The 22,317-nt window shown below is 67.9% G+C and carries 21 protein-coding genes; 12 read left to right on the top strand and 9 right to left on the bottom strand.

Annotation, left to right across the window (positions count from 1 at the left end):
- On the bottom strand, positions 1-1,607 hold a 1,607-nt coding region (locus ACN0WF_RS14765; RefSeq protein ID WP_417773532.1), incomplete at its 3' end, for an ABC transporter ATP-binding protein.
- Positions 1,608-1,834: 227 nt separating this feature from the next.
- Here ACN0WF_RS14765 and ACN0WF_RS14760 point away from each other — a divergent pair.
- The 3 genes from ACN0WF_RS14760 (at position 1,835) to ACN0WF_RS14750 (ending at position 4,557) form a co-directional block, all read left to right on the top strand.
- Positions 1,835-2,296, top strand: coding sequence for a tRNA (cytidine(34)-2'-O)-methyltransferase (locus ACN0WF_RS14760; RefSeq protein ID WP_417773531.1), 462 nt, complete (start codon positions 1,835-1,837; stop codon positions 2,294-2,296).
- 173 nt (positions 2,297-2,469) lie between these two features.
- A complete protein-coding gene (gene hemF, locus ACN0WF_RS14755; protein ID WP_417773530.1) occupies positions 2,470-3,420 on the top strand; it encodes an oxygen-dependent coproporphyrinogen oxidase in 951 nt (316 codons plus the stop codon).
- A gap of 21 nt (positions 3,421-3,441) precedes the next feature.
- Complete coding sequence (locus ACN0WF_RS14750) at positions 3,442-4,557, top strand: AAA family ATPase (protein ID WP_417773529.1); 1,116 nt, start codon at positions 3,442-3,444, stop codon at positions 4,555-4,557.
- On the opposite strand, the gene ACN0WF_RS14745 is transcribed toward ACN0WF_RS14750, so the two are convergent.
- Genes ACN0WF_RS14745 through ACN0WF_RS14730 form a run of 4 tightly spaced genes read right to left on the bottom strand, consistent with a single transcriptional unit; the run spans position 4,554 to position 7,391 of the window.
- Positions 4,554-5,813, bottom strand: coding sequence for a CCA tRNA nucleotidyltransferase (locus ACN0WF_RS14745; RefSeq protein WP_417773528.1), 1,260 nt, complete (start codon positions 5,811-5,813; stop codon positions 4,554-4,556). The two genes, ACN0WF_RS14750 and ACN0WF_RS14745, sit on opposite strands and share 4 nt — an antisense overlap.
- 11 nt (positions 5,814-5,824) lie before the next feature.
- A complete protein-coding gene (locus tag ACN0WF_RS14740; RefSeq protein WP_417773527.1) occupies positions 5,825-6,085 on the bottom strand; it encodes a DUF6111 family protein in 261 nt (86 codons plus the stop codon).
- Entirely contained in the window at positions 6,085-6,762 is a 678-nt protein-coding gene (locus ACN0WF_RS14735; RefSeq protein ID WP_417773526.1) for an NUDIX hydrolase, read from the bottom strand. Before ACN0WF_RS14735 ends, ACN0WF_RS14740 begins: the two co-directional genes overlap by 1 nt.
- Positions 6,759-7,391, bottom strand: a complete 633-nt coding sequence (locus tag ACN0WF_RS14730; protein WP_417773525.1) for a DUF1285 domain-containing protein — start codon at positions 7,389-7,391, stop codon at positions 6,759-6,761. The genes ACN0WF_RS14735 and ACN0WF_RS14730 overlap by 4 nt, the downstream gene beginning before the upstream one ends.
- Before the next feature lie 258 nt (positions 7,392-7,649).
- Between ACN0WF_RS14730 and ACN0WF_RS14725 the strand changes: the two genes are divergently transcribed.
- Genes ACN0WF_RS14725 through ACN0WF_RS14710 form a run of 4 tightly spaced genes read left to right on the top strand, consistent with a single transcriptional unit; the run spans position 7,650 to position 14,577 of the window.
- A complete protein-coding gene (locus tag ACN0WF_RS14725; RefSeq protein WP_417773524.1) occupies positions 7,650-8,678 on the top strand; it encodes an AAA family ATPase in 1,029 nt (342 codons plus the stop codon).
- A gap of 8 nt (positions 8,679-8,686) precedes the next feature.
- Complete coding sequence (locus ACN0WF_RS14720; RefSeq protein ID WP_417773523.1) at positions 8,687-9,643, top strand: DUF58 domain-containing protein; 957 nt, start codon at positions 8,687-8,689, stop codon at positions 9,641-9,643.
- Positions 9,640-12,489, top strand: a complete 2,850-nt coding sequence (locus ACN0WF_RS14715; protein ID WP_417773522.1) for a DUF4159 domain-containing protein — start codon at positions 9,640-9,642, stop codon at positions 12,487-12,489. Before ACN0WF_RS14720 ends, ACN0WF_RS14715 begins: the two co-directional genes overlap by 4 nt.
- 9 nt (positions 12,490-12,498) lie before the next feature.
- The gene (locus ACN0WF_RS14710) at positions 12,499-14,577 is read left to right on the top strand and encodes a hypothetical protein (RefSeq protein WP_417773521.1); all 2,079 of its coding nucleotides are present in this window, start codon (positions 12,499-12,501) and stop codon (positions 14,575-14,577) included.
- Positions 14,578-14,610: 33 nt separating this feature from the next.
- On the opposite strand, the gene ACN0WF_RS14705 is transcribed toward ACN0WF_RS14710, so the two are convergent.
- A complete protein-coding gene (locus tag ACN0WF_RS14705) occupies positions 14,611-15,114 on the bottom strand; it encodes a GNAT family N-acetyltransferase (protein ID WP_417773520.1) in 504 nt (167 codons plus the stop codon).
- A gap of 422 nt (positions 15,115-15,536) precedes the next feature.
- On the opposite strand from ACN0WF_RS14705, the gene ACN0WF_RS14700 reads away from it, so the two are divergent.
- On the top strand, positions 15,537-16,517 hold the full coding sequence (locus tag ACN0WF_RS14700) for a glutathione S-transferase family protein (protein WP_417773519.1): 981 nt from the start codon (positions 15,537-15,539) through the stop codon (positions 16,515-16,517).
- A 12-nt stretch (positions 16,518-16,529) separates the two neighbouring features.
- Here the strand turns inward: ACN0WF_RS14700 and ACN0WF_RS14695 are convergent, their stop codons facing one another.
- The gene (locus tag ACN0WF_RS14695) at positions 16,530-17,009 is read right to left on the bottom strand and encodes an NUDIX domain-containing protein (protein WP_417773518.1); all 480 of its coding nucleotides are present in this window, start codon (positions 17,007-17,009) and stop codon (positions 16,530-16,532) included.
- Positions 17,010-17,553: 544 nt separating this feature from the next.
- Here ACN0WF_RS14695 and ACN0WF_RS14690 point away from each other — a divergent pair.
- A complete protein-coding gene (locus tag ACN0WF_RS14690) occupies positions 17,554-18,474 on the top strand; it encodes a metallophosphoesterase family protein (RefSeq protein ID WP_417773517.1) in 921 nt (306 codons plus the stop codon).
- Between the two features lie 102 nt (positions 18,475-18,576).
- On the opposite strand, the gene ACN0WF_RS14685 is transcribed toward ACN0WF_RS14690, so the two are convergent.
- The gene (locus ACN0WF_RS14685) at positions 18,577-19,188 is read right to left on the bottom strand and encodes a hypothetical protein (protein ID WP_417773516.1); all 612 of its coding nucleotides are present in this window, start codon (positions 19,186-19,188) and stop codon (positions 18,577-18,579) included.
- 147 nt (positions 19,189-19,335) lie between these two features.
- Here ACN0WF_RS14685 and ACN0WF_RS14680 point away from each other — a divergent pair, with 147 nt between their 5' ends.
- Positions 19,336-19,812 carry a YbaK/EbsC family protein gene (locus ACN0WF_RS14680; protein WP_417773515.1) on the top strand — a complete coding sequence of 159 codons (477 nt, stop codon included), beginning with the start codon at positions 19,336-19,338 and terminating at the stop codon, positions 19,810-19,812.
- Between the two features lie 14 nt (positions 19,813-19,826).
- Here ACN0WF_RS14680 and ACN0WF_RS14675 read toward each other — a convergent pair whose 3' ends face one another.
- Positions 19,827-20,441, bottom strand: coding sequence for a GNAT family N-acetyltransferase (locus tag ACN0WF_RS14675; RefSeq protein WP_417773514.1), 615 nt, complete (start codon positions 20,439-20,441; stop codon positions 19,827-19,829).
- 179 nt (positions 20,442-20,620) lie between these two features.
- Here ACN0WF_RS14675 and aguA point away from each other — a divergent pair, with 179 nt between their 5' ends.
- Both aguA and ACN0WF_RS14665 read left to right on the top strand, forming a co-directional pair.
- The gene (gene aguA / locus ACN0WF_RS14670; RefSeq protein ID WP_417773513.1) at positions 20,621-21,751 is read left to right on the top strand and encodes an agmatine deiminase; all 1,131 of its coding nucleotides are present in this window, start codon (positions 20,621-20,623) and stop codon (positions 21,749-21,751) included.
- 89 nt (positions 21,752-21,840) lie between these two features.
- Entirely contained in the window at positions 21,841-22,134 is a 294-nt protein-coding gene (locus tag ACN0WF_RS14665) for a hypothetical protein (RefSeq protein ID WP_417773512.1), read from the top strand.
- Positions 22,135-22,317: the final 183 nt, after the last annotated feature.

The raw sequence follows: 22,317 nt of genomic DNA, 5'->3' as shown, positions 1-22,317 counted from the left end.
GCAGACGTCGCCTCGTCCAACACGAGGATCGGCGCGTTCTTCAGCAGGACCCGCGCAATCGCGATGCGCTGGCGCTGACCGCCGGAGAGCTTCACCCCCCGCTCGCCGACATGCGCGTCGAAGCCCCTGCGGCCCCGGGTATCGGTGAGCTCGTCGATGAAGGCTTCCGCGTGCGCGCGTCGCGCAGCAAGGCGGATCTCCTCCTCGCTCGCCTCCGCGCGCCCAAGCGAGATGTTGTCGCGGATCGAGCGGTGCAGCAACGAGGTGTCCTGGGTGACAAGCCCGACGCGCGCCCTCAGGCTCGCCTGCGTCACCCGCGCCACATCCTGGCCATCGATGAGAATCTCGCCGCTTTCCAGGTCGTGGAAGCGCAGCAGCAGGTTGACGAGCGTCGACTTGCCCGCCCCCGAGCGGCCGACGAGACCGACGCGCTCGCCCGGCTGGATCGACAGTGAAAGCCTGTCGATCACCCCACCGGCCTTGCCATAATGGAAACCGACGTCACGAAACGCGATCGCCCCCTCGCGCACCTCAAGCGCGGGGGCGTCCGGCAGGTCGGCGACCGCGGCCTTGCGGGTGATCGTCTCGGCGCTGTCCTGCAAGGTGCCCAGGGCACGGAACAAGCCGTTCATCTGCCCCATCAGCCTGCCGAGCAGCACGTTGAGCCGCAACACCAGGCCGAGCACCAGCGCCACGTCGCCGGCGGTCACGCTTCCCGCCTCCCAGGCTCGCAGAACCAGGACCGCGATCGCCACGATCATCGCTCCCGACATCACGCTCATGATCGTGCGCACGGCGGTGAGAGTGCGCGTGAACGCCCGGATCGCCGCCAGAAACGCCTCATAAACGTCGCGCATCTGCCGTGCCTCACGGCGCGCGTCGGTGAACAGCTTGATGGTCTGGATATTTCCGTAGATATCGACGAAACGGCCGGTGACGCCGGACCCGGCGTGCGCAGATGCCTTTGCCCGACGTCGGATACGCGGCACAAAGAGAGCGGAGACGGCGCCGAAGGCGACGAGCCAGACCGCGACCACAGCCCCGATCATCGGATCGAGCGACATCAGCACCGTCAGCGTCGTCAACGCGAAAACAACGATGAACCAGATGATCTGCAGCAGGCTGACCATGAAGTCGCCTGCCGCCTGACCCGATTGCCAGACCTTCTGCGAGATACGGCCGGCGAACTCGTCCTGAAAGTAGGACAACGACTTGCCGACGACCTGCTGGTGCCCCTGAAAGCGGACCAGATTGAAGAACCCGGGAACGACGATCTGCTCCTCGACCAGCGCCGTCAGGGCGGCCACGACCGGCCTGATCACCAGAACCGTGCCGGCCATCATCGCCAGAACCGGCAAGTTGGTGCTCCAGAAACCCTGACGCGGCCCACCCTGCATCAGGTCGACGAGGTCGCCGACAAAGATGTAGAGCGCCGCCTCGATCAGCGCCGTCGCGCCGCCCAGAACCAGCATCGCCAGAAAAGCGAGCCGCGCCTGGCCGACGAAGAAACCGAGGTAGCCGAAGCCGGTTCCCGGAACGGGCCGGTCGGGCAACGGCGCGAAGGGATCGATGCGCCGCTCGAACCAGGAATAGATACGCTCGATCACGAAACCGGACCTTCTGTGCGAAATCGTCCAACGGGCCGGATCGCGAAAGCAGGAGCGACGGCCGCGAAGCAGCGGGAAATTCGGATGGCGCGCACCAGGCGGGCCGAATCCGGATGACAGGCGGGCCACGCGAGCCTACCACCGAAACCGGCCAAAGCGGGGCACGTCGGCAAACCGACGCGGCGCGCATGGCCCAACAGGGCCGATCAGGAAAGCGGAACACAGACATGCCGGAACTCGCGCTCTATCAGCCCGATATTCCCCAGAATACGGGAACGATCCTGCGGCTTGCGGCCTGCATGGGTGTTCGCGTCCACATCATCGAGCCGGTCGGCTTTCCCCTGTCCGACCACGCATTGAAGCGTGCCGGAATGGACTATATGGAGCGCGCGGCACTCACCCGCCACCTCACCTTCGAGGCATTCGACGCGTGGCGCAGGCAGGAAGAGCGCCGCCTCCTGCTGCTCACGACCGCCGCCGCCCGGCCCTATCACCACCATGACTTCGCCTGTCGCGACATCCTGCTTCTCGGCCGCGAATCCTCTGGCGTTCCCGAGGCCGTCCACGCCATCGCCGACGCCCGCCTGACCATCCCGATGGCCGAAGGCATGCGCTCGCTCAACATCGCCGTTTCCGCTGCCATGGCGCTCGGCGAAGCCCTGCGGCAGACGGAAGGTTTTCCGGCCTGAGGCGTATCCGGGACTTGCAGACGGAAGGCTTACTTCCCTGTTCTTCGGAATGCCCTGCGAGGCCGTTGAAATCCTGCCCGCCGATCCGTTCCCGCTGACCGCCCCTTTCCCGCCGCCTCCGCTTCTGTCATGAAGCTTCCGCAGATTCAGGGCATCGAGCGGAGACGGCGGACATGAGCGAACAAGGCGGCGGGGCACCGAAAGAGGCGCGTGGCGGACCGGTTCCGGCCGACATCGAGGCGAAGAAGGTCGAGGCGCGCGCCTGGTTCGAGGCCTTGCGCGACCGCATCTGCGCCGCCTTCGAGGCCATCGAGGACGATGCGGCCGAGTTTGCCGCCCTGCCCGGCGCGCTCGCGGAAACGGCGGCCGGACGGTTCGAGCGCACGCCCTGGGAGCGAACCGATTCGACGACCGGCGCCAAGGGCGGTGGCGGCATCATGTCGATGATGAAGGGGCGGATCTTCGAGAAGGTCGGCGTCCACGTCTCCACCGTCCATGGCGAGTTCTCGCCCGAGTTTCGCGGCCAGATCCCCGGCGCCGCCGAGGACCCCCGCTTCTGGGCCTCCGGCATCTCGCTCATCGCCCACATGCACAATCCGCATGTTCCCGCCGTGCACATGAACACGCGCATGGTGGTGACGACGCGCCAGTGGTTCGGCGGCGGCGCCGATCTGACGCCGGTTCTGGACGCCCGCCGCAGCCAGGACGACCCGGATACCATCGCCTTTCACAAGGCGATGGAAGCAGCCTGTGCAGCCCATGAGGTCGCCGATTATCCGCGCTACAGGAAATGGTGCGACGATTATTTCTTCCTGAAGCACCGCAACGAGATGCGCGGCGTCGGCGGCATTTTCTACGACTACCTGCATTCGGGCGACTGGAACGCGGACCTGGCCTTCACCAAGGACGTGGGACTGTCGTTTCTCGACATCTACCCGAAGCTGGTGCGCGCCAACTATCACAAGCCCTGGGACGATGCGGAGCGGGAGGAGCAGCTCGTCCGCCGCGGTCGCTACGTGGAATACAATCTCCTCTACGACCGAGGCACGATCTTCGGCCTGAAGACCGGCGGCAACGTCTCGTCCATCCTGTCGTCGATGCCACCCGTGGTCAAATGGCCTTGATCCGGACTGCGTGAACACGCCATGTCCCTGCCGCCGCTGACATCGATCGAGATCGACAACTACCGCTCGATACGCCGCCTGCACCTTCCGGTCGGAGCGCTGAATGTCTTCGTCGGCCGCAACGGCACCGGCAAGACCAACCTCTATCGGGCGCTCTCGCTGCTGCAGCAGGCGGCCTTCGGACGGATCACCCGGGCCATCGCCGAAGAAGGCGGCATTGAGAGCGTCCTTTGGGCGGGCGATCGCAGACGCGGGCCCGTCCGGCTCGCGCTCTCCGCCCGGCTCGGCGACCTCTCCTACGCGATCGCGATAGGGCTGCCGGTAAAAGGCTCGGACGCCGCGCTTCCGCTCGAGCCACTGGTGAAGGAGGAAAAACTCGTCCTCCATACCGGCAAGCGCCAGGTGGCGCTGATGGAGCGATCGGGGCCTTCGGCCTGGCTCAGGGCCGCCGACGGCAACCGACTAACCTATGCCAACGAGTTGCTGGGGTCGGAGACGGCGCTCTTCGCGTTTCGCGACGGCGCCCGCTTCCCCGAAGTCGACATCGTCCGCCGGTCACTCGCCGACTGGCGCTTCTATCATGCCTTCCGCACCGACGAGGCCTCGGCCCTGCGCCGCCCGTCGCTGGCTCTGACGACCTCGACGCTTGCCTCCGACGGGGCCGATCTCGCCGCCGTCTTCGCCACCTTGACGGAGGTACGCGGCGACGCCCGCGATCTTTTCACCGCCGTCGAGGATGCCTTCCCCGGCACGCGGCTCGAAATCGCCGTCGAGAGCGCGCAGGCGGAGATCGCGATGCGCTATCCCGACCTCCATCGCGCCTTCGCAGCGCATGAACTCTCGGATGGGACACTTGGCTATCTGGCACTGATGGGCGCGCTCATGTCCTACCGGCTGCCGGCTTTCATCGCCCTCAACGAACCGGAGGCGAGCCTGCATCCGGATCTGCTCGCCCCGCTCGCCCGCGTCATCGCCAAGGCCTGCGAGCGCACGCAGGTCTGGATCGTCACCCATTCTCGGGCATTTGCCGACCACCTCGTGAGAGAAGCCGGCGCTGTGCCGCGCACCATCTTCAAGGACGGCGCCGAGACCTGGATCGAAGGCCTGAGGATCACCGGCGGCTTCGCCGAGGACTAGGAGCGCGCGCTTTCCGCCCCTGCGAGCGCGGCAGAAAGCAGAGCCTCGCGCCCCAGGGTGAACCCGGAGGAGATCCAACGGCCTTCCGCCTGCTTCAGCAGCGCGCCCACCTCGGGCCCCGGCCTGAAGCCGGCCAGAATCAGGTCCCGGCCCGACAGCGGAAAAACCGGAACATTGGTGCGCTCGATCTGCGTGAGACGTGCGCCAAGCTCTCCCGCGTCGACCGGCACGCCTTCACGCGCCACCGCAAGCAACAGGCCGTCGCGCAGGGCCTCCGCACCATGCGCATAAAGGCATTCGGCTATCGCAGCCTCCGCCGGTTCACGGTCCAGAAGGGCAAGCGTTCGGGCGGCCCGGGCCACGCCATCGGCCCGCTCCATGCGCTTGCGCTCGGCGTTCGAAAGCCGCAGACCCTCGGCGGTTTGCCCGATTGCGCGTGCGCCGCCCGCGCCGGCAAGCGCTGCAAGGCACAGCGCCGGCGCACGCGCCTGCGGCGAGACCTCATCGAGCCCGCGCAGCGCGGTGAAGGCGTCAAGATCGGCTTCGACCGGAAAGACCAGTTCCAGAATGCCGGCCCCGGCCATCCGTATCACTGTCTCGACCGCGCGCGGCGCGACGATCAGCTTGCGCAGTTCCATGGCCACCCGTTCCGACGACAGGACGGCAAGTCCGGCGCGCTCGGCCTGCGAGGCAGCAAGCCCCTGCGCATCGAGCGGGCCTTCTCCGTATTGGGCGTGGAAGCGGAAGAAACGCAGGATCCTGAGATAATCCTCGCGGATGCGCAGCAGCGGATCGCCGATAAACCGGACCCGCCGCGCCTCAAGGTCGGGCAGACCACCGACCGGGTCGTAAAGCGTGCCGTGCCGGTCGACATAGAGCGCGTTCATGGTGAAGTCGCGCCGCCGCGCATCGTGCTGCCAGCATCGCCCGAAGCGCACGGTCGCCGAGCGCCCGTGCGTCTCCACGTCCTCGCGCAGCGTGGTCACCTCATAGGCATCGCCCGTGCTGACCACCGTGATCGTGCCATGCTCAATCCCGGTTGGCACCGGCTTCAGCCCTGCCGCCAGAGCCCGACGCACGACATCGTCCGGCAGCGCCGTCGTCGCCACGTCCACGTCCGCCACCGGCACGCCGAGCAGTGTGTTGCGCACGGCACCGCCAACGGCGCGCGCCGCGTCGCCATCCTGCTCGACCGCGTCAAACACCGCCTGGAGCGACGGCCGCGTGAGCCAGTCAGCCGTGATCGCACCGCTCATCGCCGCGCGCCCTACTCGTAGTGTCCCGGAATGAGCACCCCGTCGCGCAACACCGTCGGCACGTAGTTCTTGCCCTCGGGAAGGCCTTCCTTCTCGGCCAGCAGCACGAAGCCGCCGATGGACAGCGCAAGCCCTGCCATCAGGAGCCAGACAAGCGGCCCCTTGCGCCAGTTCTCCGATGTCTGCGCCTTCTTGGTGATGAAGAGCCAGGCGGCAAAGCCGATGAAGGGCAATGACACAAGCAGCAGCTGGGTAAGCACAACACGCAACATCAGCGGTACACCGTCTCGTAAAGGAGCCTCAGGATCCCGGCGGTCACGCCCCAGATGTAGCGCTCCCCGAAGGGTATTGCATAAAAGTAGCGTGGCTTTCCGGCAAAGACCCGGCTTTGTCGCCGATGATTGTGCTCATCCATCAGGAACGAGAGCGGCACCTCGAAGACATCGGCCACCTCGTCCGGGTTCGGCACGATCGCGGCGCCTGGATCGACAAGCCCGAGCACGGGAGCGACCCGGTAGCCGGAGCCGGTGAGATAGGTCGGCAGAACGCCAGCCGGACTGACGAGCCCCCGCTCGATGCCGATTTCCTCTTCCGCCTCGCGCAGGGCCGCCGCGACGGGCCCCCCGTCCTCCGGGTCGATCTTGCCGCCGGGCAGCGAGATCTGCCCCGCATGGCTGGAAAGGTGCGCCGTGCGCTCGGTGAAGATCACCGAGGCGCCTGCCCGGCGCTCGACGACGGCAATGAGCACGGCCGCGTCGCGCGGCGCGCGATTGGCGAAGGCGAAGGGGCCGAGTTCCGGGTTGAGGATATGGTCGCCGACCTCCCGCCGCGCGGCGGCGGCGATGCGGCCCTGCGCCTGGGCAACGAAATCGACGGCGGAAACGGGTGTCCCGTCCGCCCGTATGCCGTGCCGGCTCGCAGCCTGCGTCATCTCCTGAGGTGTCGTCATGCCCTTGTGTCCGGTTCCCGTTCGTAGGCCGAGCCTGGCGTTGGCGTCGTCTCGGCCGGAAAGAACGTGCCGGCGCTCCATGTGCCCATCACCGTCCTTCCCGACATATCGTGTTCCGTGAACAGATCGGCAAGCTGATAGAGCAGCGGGCGGGCCAGAAGCGCGTCGAGCCGGCCGCGAATCCGCACATAGGGCTTCAGCCCCCCCGTATCCGTCTCATCCTCGAAGCGCAGCCTGTGGTCCGCGTCGATCCGCACGACGTCGCCGGTATTCGTGCGCAGCCGCAGCACCTGCTCGCGCCCCTCGCCCTCGACATGCAGCTCGACGCCAAGGAAAGGCGCGTCTTCGACGGTGATTCTCACCCTCTCCACAGGGGTTACGAGATAATGATGGCCATCGGCATCGCGTCGAAGCACGGAAGCGAAGAGACGCACCAGCCGTTCGCGAGCGATCACTCCCCCCTGATAGTACCAGCGACCGTCGGCGGCGATGCGCATGTCGATTTCGCCGCAATAGGGCGGATTCCAGCGCTCCACCGGCGCTGGCCCGCGCCCCGTCCCCGCCCGCGAGACCAGTTCGGCCAGTCCCGCCGGCATGTCCTTCACGTCGTTTCGCGTGTCGTCCGCCATTCGTTCCCGTTCACATCCGGTTGTCGCCGCCATGTTTTGGCCCATACCCTGTCATGACATGAGCTATCATGTGAAGCCAGCCCGCCCGGCGCGCCCGCCGCGGTCGCGGCAGCCGGACCGGAACCACGCAGGCGGACGGAGCGGTCGGCGCAAACATCGGATCGCATTGCGGAAGGCAGCGTGAGCCCGGTGCGGGATCAGCAAGAACGTCGGACCGGGGCGAGCGGTCCCGCGACGACAAGGGAGGCAGGGTCGAACATGAGCGCGATCAGTCGAAACGATGGCGACCAGGCCGGCGACGAGACACAGGCGATCCTTCGCGACACGGAAGCGGCGATGGAGAAGATCGCTGCCGCGCGCCTTGAGATCGCGCGGGTCATCTTCGGTCAGGAAAGCGTTGTCGAGAGGACCTTGGTCACGCTGCTGTCGGGCGGGCACGGGCTGCTTGTCGGCGTGCCGGGCCTTGCCAAGACCAAGCTCGTGGAAACCCTCGGCACGGTGCTCGGTCTCGATGCGCGGCGCATCCAGTTCACGCCCGACCTGATGCCCTCCGACATTCTCGGCGCCGAGGTGATGGACCAGGCCGCCGACGGCAGCCGCGCGTTCCGCTTCATCAAGGGGCCGATCTTCTCCCAGCTCCTGATGGCCGACGAGATCAACCGCGCCAGCCCCCGCACACAGTCGGCGCTGCTTCAGGCGATGCAGGAGTATCACGTCACCATCGCCGGGCAGCGCTACGACCTGCCGCGTCCCTTCCACGTGCTCGCGACCCAGAACCCGCTGGAGCAGGAAGGCACCTACCCGCTGCCGGAGGCGCAGCTCGACCGTTTCCTGATGCAGATCGACGTGCACTATCCCGACCTCGATGCCGAACGGCGCATCCTGCGCGAGACGACGGGTGCCGACGAAGCCAAGGCCGCCGCCGTGATGGGCGCGGAGGATCTGCTCGCCGCACAACAGCTCGTACGCCGCATGCCCGTCGGCGAAAGCGTCGTCGAGGCGATCCTGGAAATGGTGCGCTCCGCCCGTCCACCCGAGAACGGCGACCAGACCAACGAGACCGCCCATCTGATCGCCTGGGGCCCGGGACCGCGCGCCAGCCAGGCCCTGATGCTCGCCGTGCGTGCCCGCGCCCTCGTCGACGGCCGTCTCGCGCCCTCGCTCGATGACGTGCTGGCGCTTGCCGAGCCAGTGCTCCAGCATCGCATGGCGCTGACCTTCGGCGCACGCGCCGAGGGCGAAACGATCCGCGGCATCATCGGCCGGCTGAAAAACCGCATCGGATAGGAGCTTGCATGAACGGCCTGGCACGGTTCAGGGCTTCCCGGGCGCAGCACGCCGCGACGCGGGACGGGGAAGGCGAGGCCTGGCCGAGGGTCGTCGCGGAAGCGCGCTCGCTCGCCGACGCGCTGCCCGACCTTCTGGTCGAGGCGCGCCAGGTCGCCATGACGGTCAATGCCGGCTGGCACGGCCGCCGCAGATCCGGTTCGGGCGAGAACTTCTGGCAGTTCCGTCCCTTCATCGCCGGTGAGCCGGTCATGCGCATCGACTGGCGACGCTCGGCGCGCGACAATCATCTCTATGTGCGCGAGCGCGAATGGGAAGCCGCGCACACGGTCTGGCTCTGGGCCGACCTCTCGCCCTCCATGGCCTTCCGCTCCGACCTGTCCTCGACTCTCAAGCGCGACCGCGCCCTGGTGCTGCTGCTGGCGCTGGCGGACCTTCTGGCCGAGACGGGCGAGCGCATCGGCATTCCCGGACTGCGCCGTCCCGTTGCCGACCGCCATGCGGCCGAGCGCATCGCGGCCGCGCTTTCGCACATCGGCACGCCCGAGAGCCTGCCCGACCCGCGCGACATCCGCCGTTTTTCCGACGTGGTGCTGATCGGCGACCTGCTCGACCCGCTCGATCAGACGCTCGACTGGATGCGCAAGGTCGCCGCCTCCGGAGCGCGGGCCCATCTGGTCATGGTGCTCGATCCGGTGGAGGAGAGTTTCCCCTTTTCCGGGCGGACCGAATTCCTCGATCCGGAGACCGGTTTCCGGCTGACCAGCGGCAAGGCCGAGGCCTGGCGGACGGCCTATGCCGACCGGCTGGCGGCCCATCGTGACGCGATCTCAGACGTGGCGCGGCGCGCCGGCTGGAGCTTTCTCGTTCACCACACCGACCGGCCCGCCGCCGAGCCGATGCTCGCGCTGCACAGCAGGTTGAGCGGCGTGCTGCTTGGCGGACATGCCGGGGGCGGCCGATGAGCGGCCTTATCCCTCTCGGCTTCACCGCCCCCTTCGCGCTCGTCGGCCTGCTTCTGCTCCCGGTCATCTGGTGGCTGCTGCGGCTGCTGCCGCCGAGTCCGAGGCGCATCGCCTTTCCGCCCGCCCGGCTCCTGGCCGACATCGACAGGCGCGAGGAGACGCCCAACCGCAGCCCGCTGTGGCTGACGATCCTGCGTCTGCTGCTGGCCGCTGCCGTCATCCTCGCGCTCGCCGGTCCCCAGTGGCGCCCGGCCGGCGCCATTCCCGGCGGTGACGGCCCGCTCCTCGTCGTCTTCGACAATGGCTGGGCATCGGCGCGCGACTTCGAGACCCGCCGCCAGGCAGCGGAACGGCTCGTTCAGTCCGCGGCCGAGCGCGGGCGCGCGGTGCTGCTCGCCGCGACCGCCGAGGGACCCGACCAGCCACTCGTGCCGCAGAGCGCGCGCGCCGCGCTCGAACGCCTGCGTGCGCTCCAACCCCGCCCCTGGCCAACGACGCGCGGCGAACTGACGCTCGCCCTGCGCAAGGCGGCTGCCGAACAGCCTCCCGGGGCCATCGTCTGGTTCGCCGATGATGTGGCGGAGCCCGGTTCGCCACGGTTCGTCGCCGATCTCGCGGCAATCGCCGGCGACGCGGAAATCACTGTCCACACCGGACTGCCGCGGCCGGCGGTGCTGGCCGGCGCGCGCAACGACATCGACGCGCTGACCGCCACGGTCCTGCCCCCTCAGGGCGCGCTCGAACCGGTAAACGTACGCGCCACCGACCCCAAGGGCCTGGTTCTGGGTGAGGCCGTGGCCACTGCGACGGCTGATGGCGAAGGCCTTTCCGTACGCTTCGAGCTCCCGGTGGAACTGCGCAACGACGTCGCCCGCCTCGAGATCATCGGCGAGCCCAGCGCCGCCGCCGTGCAGCTTCTCGACGACCGCTGGCAGCGGCGGACCATCGGCCTTGTCGGGGGCACTGCCGCCGACCGGGCCCAGCCGCTGCTGTCACCGCTCTATTATCTGGAGCGCGCGCTCTCGCCCTTCGCCGAGCTGCGCCGCGCCCGCCAGACCGATCTCGACGAAGCCATTCCCGCGCTCATCGATCAGGGCGTCTCCGTGCTCGTCATGGCCGACGTCGGGCGCCTGCCCGAAAACGCAGCCGCCGAGGTTCGCCGCTGGGTGGAACAGGGCGGCATTCTGCTGCGCTTCGCCGGACCGCGCCTTGCCGGCGGCAGCGATGACCTCGTGCCGACCCGCCTGCGCTCCGGCGACAGGGCGCTTGGCGGCAGCCTCTCCTGGGAAGAGCCACAACCTCTGGCGAGCTTCTCCTCGACATCGCCCTTCGCCGACCTTGCCGTTCCCGATGACGTGACGGTGACCCGGCAGGTGCTGGCCGAGCCAGGCCCGGAACTCACCGACCGGAGTTGGGCGGTGCTTGCCGATGGCACGCCGCTTGTCACCGCCGACAAGGTCGGGCGCGGCACCATCGTGCTCTTCCATGTCACCGCCGACACAAGCTGGTCGAACCTGCCTCTGTCGGGCACCTTCGTGGAGATGCTGCGCCGGATCGCGGCGCTTTCCGCTTCCGCCACACCCGAGACCGGCGACAATGCCCCCGCGCACGCCGCGCAGGCGAGCTCGGCGACCCAGCTTCCCCCCGTGCGCACCCTCGACGGCTTCGGCCGGATCGGGTCGCCGCCGACGACCGCCATTCCGGTGACAGCGACGGCGGACGTTCCCGCCAGCCGTCGCAACCCGCCTGGCCTCTATGGCGCCGACGATGCCTTCCGGGCGATCAATCTGTTCCCCGTGGCGCGCGCGGTTCCCGCGCTCGACTTCTCGCCCCTCGCCGGACGCGCCAGCATCGCCGACTATCCGGTGACCGAAACCCTCGACCTGCGACCCGCGCTTTTCACCCTTGCCCTGCTCCTCGTGTTCGCCGACACGCTCGCCATGCTCTGGCTTCGCGGTGACCGGCGCGGGCCGGGTCTCGGCCGCCGACGCGCCACCGGCGCCCGGCTCGCCCTGCTGCCGCTTCTCGGCCTCGGCCTTGTCATGTCGCTCGTCCTCGCGCCGCCGGCACGGGCCCAGGAGAGTTCCGCCGACATCGCCGCACTGGAGGCGACGCTCGATACCCGGCTCGCCTATGTCCTGACCGGCGACCCGACACAGGACGAAACCAGCCGGCGCGGTCTCCTCGGACTGACGCGCTACATCGCCACCCGCACGGCGCTGGAGCCCGAAGCACCCGCCGGCATCGACCCGGCGACCGACGAGCTCGCCTTCTACCCGCTGCTCTATTGGCCGATCTCGGCCGACACGCCTCTGCCCTCGCCCGAGGCGATGTCGGCCATCGACACCTACATGCGCAACGGCGGCACGATCCTGTTCGACACCGCCGACCAGCTTTCCGCCGGCATTTCCGGCTTTGGCGCGTCTCCCGCCGTCCTGCGCCTGCGCCAGGTGCTCGAGGGTCTGGACATCCCGCCCCTCGAGCCGGTTCCCGCCGACCACGTCCTGACCAAGGCGTTCTACCTTCTCGACAGCTTCCCCGGCCGCTATGCCAGCGGGCAGCTCTGGGTCGAGGCAACGGAACCTGCGACGCAAGAGACCCCCGTGCGCCGCCCCGTGCGCGGCGGCGATGGTGTGTCGCCCATTCTGGTCACCGGCAACGACTTCGCCGGAGCCTGGGCCATTGACGACGGCGGTTCCTACATGTTCCAGACCGTGCCGGCCGACCCCGGACAGCGGGAATATGCCTATCGCGCCGGGGTCAACATCGTGATGTATGTGCTGACCGGCAACTACAAGGCCGACCAGGTGCACATACCGGCCCTTCTCGAACGGCTCGGCCAGTAGGAGAGAGCGTTGATCTGGTCCCTCTCCTTCTCCCCTCTCCTGCCCGTCTGGGCGCTTGGCCTGGCGGCGGCGCTTGCCGTCGTGCTGGCGCTCGTCTCCGGGTGGATGCGCGTTCCCGGCTGGCCGCTGCGCGGACTGGCGATGGCGCTGATCGTCTTCGCCCTGCTCGGCCCGGCGGTGGAACGCGAGGACCGCGAGCCGCTTTCGAGCGTCGTGTCCATCGTCGTCGACGAAAGCCAGAGCCAGCGCCTTGGCGAGCGGACGCAGACCACACAGGCTGCGCTCGCCGCGCTCGAGAGCCGCTTCGCTGGTTTCCCCGGTTATGAGCTGCGTGTCGTGCGCGCCGGACGCGGCGACGGGGCGGCGGCCGATGGCACGGCGCTCTTCTCCGCGCTCGCCGACAGCCTGTCGGACGTGCCGCCGGAGCGGATCGGCGGCGCGGTGATGATCACCGACGGCCAGGTTCACGACATTCCCGAACGCGCCGCCGATCTCGGTTTCGACGCGCCGCTGCATGCGCTCGTCACCGGCACCGACAAGGAGACCGACCGACGCTTGGCGATCGTGCGTGCGCCGAAATTCGGGCTCGTCGGCTCGCAACAATCCGTCACCCTGCGCTTGCAGGATCGCGGCGCGCTCGAAAGCGGCGCGGACGCGCGGCTCACCGTGCGGCGCGACGGCGATGTCGTCGCCACCCTGGACGTCACCCCGGGCAGCACGGTCGAGGTGCCGGCCGAGATCACCCATGGTGGACAGAACATCTTCGAGTTCTCCGTCGATCCGCTCGCGGGAGAACTGACCGAGCTCAACAACAGGGTCGTCGTCACCATCGACGGCATCCGCGAGAACCTGCGGGTGCTCCTCGTCTCGGGCAGCCCGCATGCGGGCGAGCGCACCTGGCGCAATCTGCTGAAGTCCGACGCCTCCGTCGATCTCGTCCATTTCACCATCCTGCGGCCGCCCGACAAGCAGGACGGCACGCCGATCAACCAGTTGTCGCTGATCGCCTTCCCGACCCGTGAGCTGTTTTCGGAGAAGATCGACGAGTTCGACCTGATCATCTTCGATCGCTACGAACGGCGCGGCGTGCTGCCCCTGCTCTATTTCGACAACATCGCCCGCTTCGTGCGCGACGGCGGCGCCGTTCTCGTCGCCGGCGGACCCGACTACGCGGAAGCGGGCAGTCTCTATGGAACGCCACTCGCGCCGGTGCTCCCGGCCGCGCCCACAGGCAGGATCTACGAGGAGCCCTTCCGCGCGGCGATCTCGGAGACAGGCGCGCGCCACCCGGTGACGCGGGGCCTGCCGGGCGGCGAGGCAACGCCGCCGGACTGGAGTCGCTGGTTCCGTCTCGTCGATGCCAACGTCACCACCGGCCAGACACTGATGACCGGCGCCAACGACAAGCCGCTTCTGGTGCTGAGCCGCGAAGGCGCCGGTCGCGTCGCCGTGCTCCTGTCCGATCATGTCTGGCTGTGGGCGCGCGGTTACGAGGGCGGCGGGCCGCATGTGGCACTGCTGCGCCGCCTCGCCCACTGGCTGATGAAGGAACCCGACCTCGAGGAGGAGGCCCTGCGCCTTGCCTCACGCGGCGGCGAGGTCGTCGCCGAGCGCCAGACCATCGGCGAGACCGTCGGAGATCTGACGCTGACGCTGCCGGACGGCACGACACGGAGCCTGACGCCGAGCGAGGTCTCTCCCGGCCTGTGGCGGGCAACGTCTCCGGCCCCCGACCTCGGTCTCTATTCGGTGGCCGATGGCGACCGCAAGGCGCTCGTGCATGTCGGGCCGCCGAACCCGCGCGAATTCGCCGACGTGCTGTCGACAACAGCGCTGCTGACGCCGGTGGCCTCGGCGACGGGCGGTGCGGTGCAACGCGTGCTGGATGTCGGCGGGGAGCTTCTCGTGCCCCGTGTCGTGCCCCTGCGCAGGGCCACGACCTTCTCGGGCGACGGGTGGATCGGCTTCCGCACCACCGATGCCAGCGTGCTCAAGGGCATCGACCGCTATCCCCTGTTCCAGGGGTTGCTCGGTCTCGCCCTTCTGATCGGCGCGCTGTCGATGATGTGGTACCGCGAAGGGCGCTGAAGGGGCGCGCCAAAGTGGGTGGCGCCGGTGGGTTCAGCCGCCTCGGCCGCCGCGCACCACGCCAGATGGCATCTCGCTTCCGGGAACCAGGTTGGCGACGAGCAGGCGGGCCGGGTCGACCGGACCGGGCAGATGGATGCGGCCGAAAGGCACCGGCGCGAAGCCAAGTGGCCCGTAGTAGGGCGCATCGCCCACCAGGAGCACCGATGTCTCGCCGAGCGCCTGCGCGGTCTTCAACGCCTGATTGACCAGCAGCCTCCCGAGCCCCCGATTCTTGAAGGCCGGCGAGACGGCCAGCGGCCCGAGCAACTGCGACGGCGCGTCACCGATGGTGATCGGCGTCAACCAGACGGACCCGGCGAACACGTCGCCATCCAGCCCGACGAAGCTCAGGCGCGTGTCGTGCGGCACGCCCTCGCGCAGGCGAAAGGCGGTCTTGGCGAAACGGCCAGGGCCGAAGGCTTCGGCCTGAAGGGCTTCGATTTCAGGAAGGTCGGCGGCAACTTCGTGCCGGATGAGCCAGGAATGGGCGAGCATGGGGCGAACCTCGGGTGCGGGACGGAAAGACAGGCGGGATGTCGCCGCGCCTTCCGATCCTCGGATCGCTCGGATCCGCCTGGTCGTTTCTCAAGGCGCGGGTGTGACGGTGCGAGAGGTCAAGCCTCGTCGCAGGGTCCTTCGTCGCTGGCGGTCGATCCTGAGCATGAAACGTCCAGATCCCGTCGCGCTCGCGCGCCTCGAAAAGATGCGCCACCCGGGCGCGTGAAACAGGTGCCGAACGGCACCCCTCGTGCTTGGTTGGCGTCGGTAGCACGCGCGCCCCGGAACGTAAAGCGGTTCCTTCGCCTTGAAGGCGTTCAATTATCTCGAACAGTGCTTCCAGCAGGTTGATGCCCGCAGGACGCGGCCCATGTGCTCTTGTGGAACAGGAAAACACACAGAGATGAGGAGAAGGACAGATGGGCCTTCTGGTGGATGGCGTCTGGCACACCGACGGATACGACACGGAATCGCACGGCGGACGCTTTGTCCGGGACACCTCCGGCTTTCGCAACTGGGTGACGCCCGACGGCGCCCCCGGTCCGAGCGGCGCGGGCGGCTTCGAGGCGGAGGCCGGCCGCTACCATCTCCTCGTCTCCTTCGCCTGCCCCTGGGCGCACCGCACGATGATCCTGCGCAAGCTCAAGGGGCTGGAGGACAGCATCTCGCTTGCCGCCGTCGAGCCATTGATGCTCGATGACGGCTGGACCTTTGCCGAGCCCGAGGCCGTCACCGGCGCGCAGGCCATGTGGCAGGTCTACCTGCGCGCCGACCCGAAGTGTTCGGGGCGCGCCACCGTCCCGGTTCTGTGGGACAGGAAACGCGAGACCATCGTCTCCAACGAATCCTCCGAAATCCTGCGCATGTTCAATTCCGCCTTCGACGCGCTTCCTGGCGTCGACGCCAGGCTCGATGTCAGCCCGCAGGCGCTGCACGCGGAAATCGAGGCGGTCAACGAGCGCGTCTACGACACCGTCAACAACGGCGTCTACAAGGCCGGCTTCGCCACCACCCAGAAGGCCTATCTCGAGGCCGTGACGGCCTTGTTCGAGAGCCTCGACTGGCTGGAGGAACGGCTCGCGACACACCGCTATCTCGTCGGCGACCGGATCACCGAGGCCGACTGGCGGCTGTTCACCACATTGCTGCGCTTCGACGCCGTCTACCACGGCCATTTCAAGTGCAACCTCCGGCGCATCGTCGACTATCCGAACCTTTCCGCCTACCTGCGCGAGCTCTACCAGGTGCCCGGCGTTGCCGAGACCTGCGACTTCCCGACGATCAAGCGCCACTACTACGGCTCGCATCGGACCATCAATCCAACGGGGATCGTGCCGCTCGGACCCGAGCTCGACCTGACGGCCTCCCACGACCGCGACAGGCTGCCGAAAGCGGCCTGATCGCCTCAGCGCTCACCAGTCCTCGTCGGGAGCCGCGCCGCCGGCCAGTTCCGTGATCCGGCGCCGCGTCGCCGGCGTCACCTCCGCGGGAAGCGCGTCGAGCGCGAAGAACCGCGCCTCGCGGATCTCCCGGTTGGGCGCCAGCGCCCCCGGCGGCACATCGAACCGGTCGATGCGGTACAGCGCCACATGATCGCGCTTGTCCTGCCGGTTGTTGCGGTAGAGCGAAACGAGCTGCGGCGTGTCGCGGCCGATCAGTCCGGTCTCCTCCTTCAGTTCGCGCAAGGCCGCCGCCGGTGCGCTTTCGCCCGGGTCGACCGCGCCGCCGGGCAGATACCAACCCGGCAGATAGGTATGGCGCACAAGCAGAAGGCGCCCCTCGTCGTCATGGGCCGCGATGCGCACGCCCAGCGTCACCGCCCTGCGGAACCAGGTCAGCGCCAGACCGAGACGCCTTAGCGCGGCCAGCGGCAGATGCGATCTAGCGGTCACGGTCCTGTCCTTTCGTGTGTCGGGTCCACCGGCTTTCCAATATCCGACTCGCGCCATGTCATGGTTGATCCGATCTTAACCCAGCATGCGGCCGGCGCATGGGTGACCCTCGGTCAATGCGCTTGTGAAATGGCGGTATTCCGGGGATAGTTCGCGCGCAGTCGGAAGGACGACACCCCCGAGACGCGGGACTTCCCATTTCGTCCAAGCTGCCAATCTCGCAGGAGAGAACCATGTTGACCGCCCTGTTCGCGAACCGCACGCGGCGTCGTTATGTCTGGCGGCCGGCGGTCGATCTCACCAACCCGCGCATCGCGGCGGTGCTGACGACCTTCACCAGCAACTGATCAGCGGCCCAGCCGCCGGATCGACGACAAGTCCGGGCCCTGCGCGCCCCGCTGGCCAACTGGCCGCGAGGCGCCGCGCAAGTCCCGGCCCAGACTGAGGAAAAGCGCCCTGCACCGCCAGCGGCGCTTTTTGCTTTTCCAGGCCCCATCGCCGGATTTTCCTTGACGCTACGGCCCCTTCTTCCTGATGTGAGGCCATGATCCGTCTTGCACATTTCTCCGACCCGCACCTCGGTCCGCTTCCCGCGACACGTCTGCGCGAGCTACTGTCGAAGCGTGTCATCGGCTACGTCAACTGGCACCGCTCGCGCGCACGCACGATGACCGGCACATGGCTCGACGGGCTTCTGGCCGACCTGCGCGCGGCCGCGCCCGATCATGTCGCGCTGACCGGTGACCTCGTCAACATCGCTCTCGACATGGAGATCCGCGCCGCGCGCGCGTGGCTGGAGACCGTCGGCACGCCCGACCACGTCTCTCTCGTCCCGGGCAACCACGACGCCTATGTCCAGGGCGCGCTGCGCCGCGCGGTCGCCGCCTGGGCTCCCTATATGACCGGCGACGGCCAGGATGAACCCGCGTTCCCATACGTGCGCCGCCGTGGCCCTCTGGCGCTTGTCGGTGTATCCAGCGCGCGCGCCAGCGGTCCCTGGTTCGCCACCGGCCGGCTCGGCGGCAAGCAGGCGCGTCGCCTGCGCGACCTGTTGAAGGCGCTTGGAGAGGAAGGCCTCTTCCGCGTCGTGATGATCCACCATCCGCCCCAGTCGGGGGCAACCGCCTGGAACAAGCGGCTTACCGACGCCTCGCGTGTGCGCGCCGCCGTCAAGCGATCAGGCTGCGAACTGGTCCTGCACGGCCACACCCATCTTGCCACCCGGACACAGATCGACGGGCCGGACGGCCCCGTCCCGGTGATTGGCGTGCCTTCGGCATCGAACGGCATCGGCCACAAGCGACCGGCCGCGCGCTACAACCTGTTCTCGATATCGGGAGAGCCGGGCGCCTGGCGCTGTGAGATGGAAGAACGCGGTTATGGCCCGCTCAGTGACGATGTGGACGAGACGGACACCCCGTCCGTCATCTCCATCGCCCGCCACGACCTTCCAATCCCAGGCTGACGCCCCCGGGCCACCGAATCAGACCGCGCCAAATGCAAAACGGCCGCCCGGCTTCACGCCCGGCGGCCGTCGACATTGGCAACGGGCCGCGGCCCATCCGCGTCAAAGCGGATTGGCAAACCAGGCGTAGCCGACGAGGCTGGCGGCACCGACCAGAAGACCGATGGCAAAGACCGCGAAGGGGCCCCACAGGCCGCGCACATGCGGCACCGGCGGGGTTTCGCCCACGACGGCCGGCGCTGCGGCCGGCTGCTGCTCGTTGCGAAGCGGCTCGCGCAGGCGCTTGCTCAGCCAGTCGCCCTCCATCGTCCGCTCGCGTTCGAGCACCCGCTCGGCGATATATTCGGTGATGCAGTCGGCCATATCCTCGATCTCGGCGGTCTCGAGAATGACCGTCCGTCCGAGGCGCGTGTCCTTGACGAAGCGATAGATGCGCTTGTCGCGCCCCATGGCAACATGGCTGGTGATGTCGATCCACAGGCGCGGGATGTTGCCCGGAACGATCTGGAAGGAAAACTGGTCGTCGTCCTCCGGAACCTCCTTGAAGATGTCCTGAAGTTCCTCGGCGAGGAGTTCCAGACGCGCCCGCTCGGATTCCTGAAGTTCGACCACAACGTCGGTCCGCTCGACCTCCGCGAACTTCACCTTCCGGATCGCTTCACGGAGGCTGCGCACCTTCGCATGCGGTACGACATTGTCGCGTGCTCTGCTCATACGTGAGTCCGTTCTCGGTAGGTAAACGAAGCCTTAACAAAGATGATTACCATAGTCCCTGCACTTGCGTATCGCGACACTCCGGCGAAATCCGGGTCATCCACGAACAAACCATCACTTATGGTTAACAGGGATTAAGTCTTCTCCATGGCAACATCTTCCAGCACTGACCGCGTCCGCGAAGCGGCAGCGGCCGCCGGGCTCGACATCGACATCCTCCAGATGCCGGATTCGACCCGAACCGCAGCAGATGCCGCCGCTGCCTGCGGCTGCACTCCTGCGGAAATCGTCAAGTCGCTCGTCTTCCTGGGGAAGGAGAGCGACGAGGTGATCCTGCTCCTCGTTTGCGGCGACAACCGCGTCGACGAGGACGCCGTCGCAGGGCGCATCGGCGAAGCGCTCGTTCGTCCCAACGGCCGCACGGTGCGCGAACGCACCGGTTTCGCCATCGGCGGCGTCTCGCCGCTTGGCCATCAGGCCGGCATCCGGATCTTTCTTGACGAGGACCTTAGCCGATTCGACACCGTCTGGGCGGCGGCCGGCAGCCCCAACAGCGTGTTTCGCACAACTCCCGAGGCCCTGGAGCGCGCCACTGGCGCAAAAAAGCTGCGCATGACCGCCTGAGCACGCGCCGCGCCCTACTCGATCACCGGAACATGTGCCGCCGCCTCGCGCGGCAGCACCCCGGCGATGCGCGGGTCGTCGGCGATCTCGATTGCCCGCTTGTAGGGAACGAAGCCGCTGGAGCGGTAGAAGCCGAGCGCCTGCGGGCTGTCGGCCGTGCAGGTATGGACGAAGAAGCGCTCGATGCCAGGCCGGCTCCAGACCCGTGCGATGGCCTCGTTCATCAGCCAGCGCCCGGCGCCGTTGCCGATTGCTTCCGCCACCAGCCCGAAGTAGGCAAGCTCGGCCTCCCCCCTTGCCGTGAAATCCAGCTCGAGCAGGCCGACCGGACCGGCCACCCCGCGCTGGCGGCAGAAATAGAGTTCGTAGCCGTCGCGCGCGAGCAGCGCGACGAGTTCCTCGTCGCCAAGCGCCAATCGGCCGAACCAGAGCCATTCGTCGCCGATCCGCCGGAAAAGCGCGCGATAGGCCTCCGGATCGGGCACCGTCACCCGCTCGAGCGACAGATCCGGTCGATCCGCCTTGCGCGCCAGGGGCCGGGCACGCATCTCCAGATAGGTCACGATGCTGGCCACCTTGCCTGCGGGCAGGTCGGTGTAGCCGGAGAGTTCGACGTCGATCGAGGACATGCGGATCCATCCTGGATGAAAAGCGAAAAGGCGTGGAAAGACTTACCCTGCTGCGCGCCTCCGGTTCAAGCGCCGGTGAACAGAGGCCGCACCGGCCGATAGCGGCCTTGCCAGCCGTAGCGGCAGGGGCCAACGTGGCCTGTCGCGGCAAGTCGCCCGACGCACCGAGAGGCACCTGAATGAAACCGCTTTCCCCCGCGCCTCTGCCAACCACCCCGGCCGGTGACGGATTCCGCATGCCAGGCGAATTCGAGCCCCACGCGGGCTGCTGGATGCTCTGGCCGCAGCGCCCGGACAACTGGCGCCGGAACGCCCGCCCGGCCCAGGCGGCCTTCGCCGCCGTCGCCGAGGCGATCCATGTTTCCGAGCCTGTGACCATGGCGGTCTCGCCCGAGCTCTACGACACGGCCCGCGCCCTGCTTTCTCCCGGCATCAAACTTGTCGAGATCGAGAGCGACGATGCCTGGATGCGCGACACCGGACCGACATTCGTCATCAACGCCAGCGGGGAGCGGCGCGCCATCGACTGGCATTTCAATGCCTGGGGCGGTAGCCATGACGGGCTCTACCGTCCCTGGGACCGGGACGACGCCGTTGCCGGCGAGGTCGCGCGCGCCGAGCAGGCCGCCCGCTATCGCGCCCCCTTCGTCCTCGAGGGCGGAGCCATCCATGTCGACGGCCAGGGCACGCTCATCACCACCGAGGAGTGCCTGCTGAGCGACGGCCGCAACCGCGAACTGTCGCGCAGCGAGATCGAGAGGCTTCTCAAGGCCTACCTCGGCGTTTCCACCGTGGCCTGGGTGCCGCGCGGCGTGTTTCGCGACGAAACCAGCGGCCACGTGGACAACCTCCTGCATGTCTGCGCGCCCGGCGTCATCGCGCTGACCTGGACCGAGGACCGCGCCGATCCCCAGTACGAGCGCTCCGCCGAGGCGCTGGACTTCCTGCGCGCCGCGCGCGACGCCAGGGGCCGGGAATTCGAGATCGTCAAGCTGCCGATGCCCGGTCCGCTCTTCATGAGTGCGCGGGAGGCAGCCGGCATCGCACCCGGCGAGGGCGGGATGGTGCGCGAGCCCGGCGAGCGGCTGGCCGGCAGCTACTGCAACTTCTACATAGCCAACACCCGCGTCGTCTTTCCTCTCCTCGACCCCACGCAGGACAACGCGGCGCGTGACATCCTCGCCCGGCTGTTTCCAACGCGCGAGATCGTCGGCATCCCGGCGCGGGAAATCCTGCTCGGCGGCGGCAACATCCACTGCATCACCCAGCAGGTGCCCGCCTGCTTCGACGCAAACGGCAACGAGAGGTAAACTCTTGTTAACCAATCGCGTGCGATCCTACGTTCAAACGTATTCGGCAACGCGACATCAAAACGAAGTCAACGGGACCGCGCGCGCTTATGGCCCTTATCGGCATCAAATCTGGATCGTCCTTCGGAAGCACGAAGAAGTTCTCCTTCTACGAGCGCAACAAGCAATGGCGCGCCAAGCAGCAGCAGCACTACGAAAAGTTCCAGAACCAGCAGGCCGTCGCCTCGAACATGTTCGCAGTTGGCATTTCCTCCGCCCAGAGCGCGACCGAACTGCTGTTCCAGAAGGTCACGCTGCGCATGCAGAACGAGGCGAAAGCCAAGCTCGCCGAGCGCAACGAGGTCATCGACAAGGCGATCGAGAGCATCGACCTCAAGGTGTGATGCGCCGCCGCGCCGCGCTCGCCGCTGCCGCCCTGCCTCTTTTCTATCCCTTCACGACACCCGTCGGCTGACGCAGGCCCTGAGATGCCCCGACAGGCATCGCGAACCCGCGCGCCAGGCGCGACGGACATGCCCGCAAACCAGCGGACCCGAAAAAAAGGGCGGAGCGCCAATCGCGCTCCG

This window comes from Stappia sp. (assembly GCF_048268045.1).
GTDB lineage: Bacteria > Pseudomonadota > Alphaproteobacteria > Rhizobiales > Stappiaceae > Stappia.
The sequence above is the reverse complement of the archived record's forward strand: the minus strand, read 5'-3'. Positions and strand labels throughout refer to the sequence as shown.